The organism is Prauserella sp. PE36, from assembly GCF_003311655.1.
Classification (GTDB): domain Bacteria; phylum Actinomycetota; class Actinomycetes; order Mycobacteriales; family Pseudonocardiaceae; genus Prauserella_A; species Prauserella_A endophytica.
Genome location: NZ_QEQT01000095.1, coordinates 1 through 5,008 on the forward strand (window position 1 = coordinate 1; position 5,008 = coordinate 5,008).

At 68.4% G+C, this 5,008-nt stretch carries 5 protein-coding genes; 2 read left to right on the plus strand and 3 right to left on the minus strand.

The genetic code is table 11. The features are described from left to right. Window positions 1-51: 51 nt before the first annotated feature. Window positions 52-958 (plus strand): IS5 family transposase gene (locus tag DI005_RS30040; protein ID WP_369973583.1). Its coding sequence is split into 2 segments (ribosomal slippage): window positions 52-422 and window positions 421-958, totalling 909 coding nucleotides; the frame shifts between segments, so codons are not numbered across the junction. Window positions 959-975: 17 nt separating this feature from the next. Here the strand turns inward: DI005_RS30040 and DI005_RS30045 are convergent. Beyond that, a complete protein-coding gene (locus DI005_RS30045) occupies window positions 976-1,935 on the minus strand; it encodes an aldo/keto reductase (RefSeq protein WP_113644395.1) in 960 nt (319 codons plus the stop codon). Window positions 1,936-1,948: 13 nt separating this feature from the next. Then, entirely contained in the window at window positions 1,949-2,497 is a 549-nt protein-coding gene (locus tag DI005_RS30050) for a YceI family protein (protein ID WP_113644396.1), read from the minus strand. 103 nt (window positions 2,498-2,600) lie between these two features. On the opposite strand from DI005_RS30050, the gene DI005_RS30055 reads away from it, so the two are divergent. Further along, a complete protein-coding gene (locus tag DI005_RS30055) occupies window positions 2,601-3,452 on the plus strand; it encodes a helix-turn-helix domain-containing protein (RefSeq protein WP_113644397.1) in 852 nt (283 codons plus the stop codon). Window positions 3,453-3,634: 182 nt separating this feature from the next. On the opposite strand, the gene DI005_RS30060 is transcribed toward DI005_RS30055, so the two are convergent. Beyond that, a complete protein-coding gene (locus DI005_RS30060) occupies window positions 3,635-4,897 on the minus strand; it encodes an IS256 family transposase (RefSeq protein WP_369973599.1) in 1,263 nt (420 codons plus the stop codon). Window positions 4,898-5,008: the final 111 nt, after the last annotated feature.

A 5,008-nucleotide genomic window follows, 5' to 3' on the forward strand; every position in this document is an offset into this window, starting at 1 on the left:
CTAGGGCGTGTCTCCTAAAGATCTGCGGTGTGAGCTGGGATTGTTGATCGCATGTCACGGTTTGCGGTGCTTACTGACGCTCAATGGGCTCGGATTGAGCCGCTGATGCCGTCCTCGGATGGCCAGCGAGGCAGGCCGTTTAGGGATCACCGGCAGGTGGTCGAGGGGATCGTCTACCGATTCCGGACCGGGATCGCGTGGCGGGACCTGCCTGAGTCGTTCGGACCGTGGCAGACGCTGTGGAAGCGGCACAAGCGGTTCTCGACCGATGGGACCTGGGATAAGATCCACGCTCGGCTGGTCGCTGAGGCTGACGCCGCCGGCGGGGTGGACTGGACGGTGTCGGTCGACTCCACCATCAACCGCGCCCACCAGCACGCGGTCACCCTGCGACGGGTCGAACATCCCGCAGGTCGGCGGCCCACAGGGGGCTGAGCCGAACTACAAGGATCTACGCGCCGAGCCGCTTGATCATGCGCTGGGACGCTCGCGGGGCGGGATGTCGACCAAGATCCACCAGCTCGTCGACGGCCGCGGCCGCCCGCTGGTCATCGCACTCACACCCGGCCAGGCCGGTGACTCCCCCATGCTCGCGCCGCTGCTGTCCCACCTGGCCGTCAAACGGCTCGGTCCAGGTCGGCCGCGCACTCGCCCCGAGGCCTTGATCGGCGACAAGGCCTACTCATCCCGAGCGATTCGAGCCAGACTGCGAGCCCGGGGCATCAAGACCGTGATCCCACAGCCCGCAGACCAGATTGCTCACCGCAGACGGCGTGGCGCCGCCGGAGGCCGCCCACCCGAGTTCGACGCCCTGACCTACAAGCGGCGCAACGTGATCGAACGGTCCTTCAACGACCACAAGCAATGGCGCGGCATCGCCACTCGCTACGACAAGCTCGCCGCCGTCTACCGAGGAGGCATCGTCCTCCGCGCGATCACCCTATGGCTTCGGCAATAAGGAGACACGACCTAGCCCTAGATGTCGAGACCCTCGAGGAAGTCGGCGGGGAACCCGCGCTCGAACGGCACCGCACCGGTGAGCCGCTCGATGGCCTCCCCGGGCAACTCGAGGCCGGCCGCGCCCAGTGCGTCCTTCAGCTGGGCGGGCGTGCGCGGCCCGAGGATCGGCAGCACCGACGGCGAGCGGGCCAGCAGCCACGCGATCGCCACCTGCGACGGCGTCGCGCCCAGCTCCCCGGCGACGTCGCGCACCACGCGCGCCGCGGCGTGGTCGCGCTCGGTCAGCGTCGCGGGATCCCGCCTGCCGCCACCGGTTCCGCCGTCGAGATATCGGCCGGACAGCACGCCGCCCGCCAGCGGGTTCCACGTGGTGACGCTGAGCCCCAGCGCCTCCGCCATCGGCAGCAGCTCGCGCTCGACATCACGCCACAGCAGGTTGTACGGCACCTGCACCGCGGAGAACGGCGTCCAGCCCCGCGACTCGGCGAGCTGGTTCGCACGGCTGACCCACCACGCCGGGGTGTCGGAGATGCCGACGTGCAGGACCTTCCCCGTGCGCACGGCGTCGTCCAGCGCCCGCAGGATCTCCTCGGCGGGCGTGCGGAGATCCCACACGTGCACCCAGTACAGGTCGAGGTAGTCGGTGCGCAGCCTGCGCAGACTCGTCTCGAGCGAAAGGCGCAGGTTCTTGCGATGGTTGCCAGAGGCGTTGGGGTCCGTGGCGTCCCGGCTCAGCGCGTACTTCGTGCCGAGCACGAACCGGTCCCGGCGGCCCCGAAGCAGCTCGCCCAGGATCCTCTCGCTCTCGCCGCCGCGGTAGACGACGGCGGTGTCGATGGCGTTACCACCCGCGTCGGCGAAGGCGTCGAGCATCTCCCGGCAGTCGCTCTCGGGCACGGGCGCGCCGAACGCCATCGTGCCGAGGAACAGCTCGGAGACTCGCAGTCCGGTCTGACCGTGCGGGCGGTAGCGCATCGATGAGCTCCCCTCAGGCCCGTTCGACGAACTGGACGTCGAGCTGGATCTTCACGACCTCGCCCAGGATGCCGGGCGCGAACCTGAGGCCGAAGTCGCCGCGCCGGATCTCGCCGGTCGCCTCGAACCCGGCGTGCCTCGGCGCGTCCTCGGCCATCCTGTCCACACCACCGAACTCGACGGCGAAGGTGACCGGCCGCGTCACGTCGCCGATGGTCAGCTCGCCATCCATCGTCCAGTCCTCGCCCTCGCCGTCCAGCCGCGTCGAGACGAACCGCATCGTCGGCCGCGTGGCGACGTCGAGCAGGTCGGGCGCGCGGACGTGCGCGTCGCGGTCGGCGTTGCCGGTGTCGATCGAGGCGAGCGCGACGGTGGCGGTCACCGACGAGTCGGCCGGCGTCTCGCCGACCGTCAGCGCGGCGTCGAACTCGGCGAAACGGCCCCGCACCTTGGAGATGCCGAGGTGGCGGATGGTGAAGTTGACCGCGGAGTGGAAGGGGTCGAGCGTCCACGCGCCGGGCGTGAGCGGGAGGCCGGTGGTGGTCACGTTCTCTGTCGTCATGACGGCGAGCCTCGCGCGCTTCCGGGTCGCCGGGGAGGCCGCGCTGAGACTGGCCCCACGAGGGCCACCCTTCGAGGTACCCGCCGCGGGTAGCGTTTCGGGAGTGAGCGACAACGAGCTGGGGACGTTACTGCGCGCCCGCCGCGAGGCGGTCACGCCCGAGCGGGTGGGCCTGCCGAGCGGGCCGCGCCGCCGTACGCCCGGCCTGCGCCGGTCCGAGCTGGCGACACTGGCCGGGATCAGCGTCGAGTACCTGACGCGGCTGGAACAGGGCCGCGACCGGCACCCCTCGGCTCAGGTGCTCGGCGCGATCGCCGACGCGCTGCGCCTGTCGCTCACCGACCGCCAGCTGCTGGCCCACACCGCCAAGTCGCTGGCCGGCGCCGCGCTCTGCCCGGCAGGCATGCCGCCGGCGCGCACGGTGCGGCCGACCGTGCGCGCGCTGCTCGACCGGCTCGAACCCGCTCCCGCGCTGCTGCTGAACCGGCTGAGCGACGTGCTCGCGTACACCCCCGCCTACGAGCGGCTCGCCGGGCCGGCGGGGCTGCTCGACGCCGAAGCGCCGAACCTGGTGCGGTTCCTGTTCACCGACGCCCGCGCGCACACCGTCTTCGCCGACTGGGAGCGCGTCGCCGACGAGCACGTCGCGAACCTCAAGCTCGGCCCTCCCGGCGACGACCCGCATCTCGCCGCGCTGACCGACGAGCTGACCGTCACCGCGGGCGCCCCGTTCGCCGACCGGCTGCGGTGTCCGCCCTCGCCGGTACCGGACACCGGGGAGCTGCGGCTGGTGCATCCCGAGGTGGGCGGACTGCTGCTGGCGTACGAGACACTGGCCCTGCCCGACGACGACCAGCGCCTGCTGGTCTACCTGCCGGCCGACGAGGCCACGGGCGCCGCGCTCGACCAACTCACCGGCCGTCGCCCCGGCTCCCTCCGCGCCGTCACCGGCTGACCGCACACGTGCAATAACTGCCCCCCAAGGCCACCTTTGCTGCGTTGAACGCAACAAAGGTGGCCTTGGGGGCAGCCTCTCCTCCTGCTTCCGTCCGCAGTGAAGGCCACCTTCACTGCGTTCAATCTGGATCCGCTGTTGATCTGGGTCCGTAACGCGAACGGTGTTTCCGGCGGTGTCGATTAGTAGGTCTCGGTCACCGGCCAGCGGTCACCGAAGGTGATGGAGAACGCGTTGATCACTGGCTTCCAACGCATCATCCATCGTGCCGCCCCGGTCCCTGTGGGGTCGAGGCTGCGGGTCACAAGATACAAGCACTTCATCGCCGCTTGCTCGGTGGTGAAGTGCCCACGTGCCCGGATCGCGCGCCGGTAGCGTGCGTTCAACGACTCGATCGCGTTCGTCGAGCAGATCATCCTCCTGATCTCGATATCGTAGTCCAGAAAAGGAACGAATTCGGTCCAGGCGTTACGCCAGAGTCGAACCATGGCTGGGTATTTCTTCGACCATTTCTCGTCCAGTTCGTCCAGTGCCGTTGCGGCGGCGTCGGCGTTGGGTGCCGTGTGGATTTCTTTCAGGTCGCGTTTCAACGCGTCCGTGTATTTCCGGGAAGTCAGCCGAAACGAATTACGAATTAAATGCAGAACGCACGTCTGGACGATCGTTTGTGGCCACACCTGCTCCACCACCTCCGGTAACCCCTTGAGGCCGTCACAAACCAGGAAGAACACGTCCTTAACGCCGCGGTTCTTGAGATCCACCAGCACACTCATCCAGAACTTGGCGCCCTCGCCGCCGGTACCGGCCCACAATCCGAGCACGTCCTTGCGGCCGTCGGTGGTGACGCCGATCGCGGCGTAGAACGGCCGGTTGGCGACCTGGCCGTCCCGCACCTTGACCACGATCGCGTCCACGAACACCGCGGCGTAGACCGGCTCCAGTGGACGGCTTGCCCAGTCCTGCATCTCCTCGATCACCTTGTCGGTAATCCGAGACACCGTCTCCTTCGACACCGACGCGCCGTAAATCTCGGCGAAATGCGCCGAAATTTCGCCCGTGGTCAACCCCTTCGCATACAACGACAACACGATCTCATCCACGTCAGTCAGTCGACGCTGACGTTTCTTCACGATCTTCGGCTCGAAAGTCGATTCCCGATCCCGGGGAACCACGATGTTCACCTCTCCAGCCGCGTCCGAAACCACCGTCTTCCCCCGGGCCCCATTCCGCACATTCGCCGAATCACGATTCGAATCGGCACGATTCTTCGCGTGCCCGAGATGCTCGGTCATCTCCTCGTTCAGCGCCGCTTCCAGAACGTTCTTAGTGAACAGCTTCAACAGCCCGTCCGGCCCAGTGAGCGACAGGCCACGTTCCCGCGCCTGCGCCACCATCGCCGCCGCGGCAGCCTGCTCGGCCGACCGCTCCCGCTCCGACTTCCTCATCTTCCTCTGATCCGCGCTCACAGCATCGGATGCCATCACTGTCCGTACCCATCCCGCCGGATTTCACCCCCGGCGTGTCGGGCCGGAAACACCGCTCACGACACAGTCCCG